This window comes from Clostridium lundense DSM 17049 (assembly GCF_000619945.1).
GTDB lineage: Bacteria > Bacillota > Clostridia > Clostridiales > Clostridiaceae > Clostridium_AO > Clostridium_AO lundense.
Genome location: NZ_JHVC01000052.1, coordinates 1 through 1,321, shown reverse-complemented (window position 1 = coordinate 1,321; position 1,321 = coordinate 1). Strand labels below are relative to the sequence as shown.

Sequence of the window (1,321 nt, the reverse complement as noted above, 5' to 3'; positions counted from 1 at the left end):
CGGTAGAGCAGAGGACTGAAAATCCTCGTGTCCCTGGTTCGATTCCTGGTCCAGCCACCAAAACCTATCTTATATGATAGGTTTTTTTATTTTTTGTGTTTTGTTTAATATTTAAAGCTATGTTAAAAGAAATACATTACATATTTATTAACTAAATTGCATTTTTGCTGGCAAAATGTATTGAGTTATGACATAATTGAAGTATTGTTGTTTAATAAATAATTCTAAAAGGAGAAATAATATGGATAATAAAGTATTAGCAGTTTTAAACGGTAGAGAGATTACACAAAGGGAATTAGATGAAACTATTTTAAAGTTTCCACAAGAAAGACAGTCTTACCTAAGAACAGAAGAAGGAAGAAAGCAATTACTAGATGAAATTGTGAACTTTGAATTAATCTATAATTATGCTAAAGATAATAATATGGAAGCTGATAAAGATTATGCTTTACAAATGGAAAGGGCAAAAAAAGAAATATTAACTCAAGTAGCAATAGCAAAATTACTTTCTCAAGTTAAAGTAAGTGAAGAAGAATTAGAGAATTACTATAATAATAATAAAAATATGTTTATGAAAGAAGAGACAATATCAGCAAAACATATATTAGTTGATACATTAGATAAAGCTAACGATGTAATAAAATGTATAAATGAAGGTATGACTTTTGAAGAGGCAGCAAATAAATACTCAAAATGTCCATCCAAGAGCTCAGGTGGAAACTTAGGTGAATTTGGTAAGGGAAGAATGGTACCAGAATTTGAAAAAGCTGCTTTTTCATTAGAAGTAGGTGTGATAAGTGCGCCTGTTAAAACTCAGTTTGGGTATCATATTATAAAAATCGAATCAAAAAATCCTGCATCAATTATACCTTTAGATGAGATTAGAAATGATATAAGAATTCAGTTATTACAGCAAAATCAGAAAAAAAGATATATGGAATTTACTAATGAACTAAAAAATAAATATTCCGTAGAAATTAAGTAGTAATATTTTTTATTAATTATAAGTTATATGTATGTATAAAAATTATAAATTAAACAATAATAAAAATACAGCATATAACTTATAATTAAAAATTTGAAAAAATTATAATAAATATGTTGACATATTTATATATTTATTATAAAATAAGTTTTGTCGCTAAGAGAAGCGATAAAAAATGCTGAAAGTTGAAGAACGAAAGCATTAATGTCAACATAAAAAGTTTTGACAAAAAATAAAAAAATGTTGACAAAGAGAAATTAACATGATATTATATAAAAGTCGCATGAAGCGACATGGTCTTTGAAAATTAAACAGAGAAGAGAAACCAGTCAATTC

The 1,321-nt window shown here is 26.3% G+C and carries 1 protein-coding gene; it reads left to right on the top strand.

The window, feature by feature from the left end:
* Positions 1–241 precede the first annotated feature (241 nt).
* Positions 242–985, top strand: coding sequence for a peptidylprolyl isomerase (locus T514_RS0121965; RefSeq protein WP_027626665.1), 744 nt, complete (start codon positions 242–244; stop codon positions 983–985).
* The last annotated feature ends 336 nt before the right edge of the window (positions 986–1,321 follow it).

What these genes read in the sequence shown, in the direction of transcription:
- T514_RS0121965 (WP_027626665.1), top strand. Translation starts at nt 242, where the DNA reads ATGGATAATAAAGTATTAGCAGTTTTAAACGGTAGAGAGATTACACAA.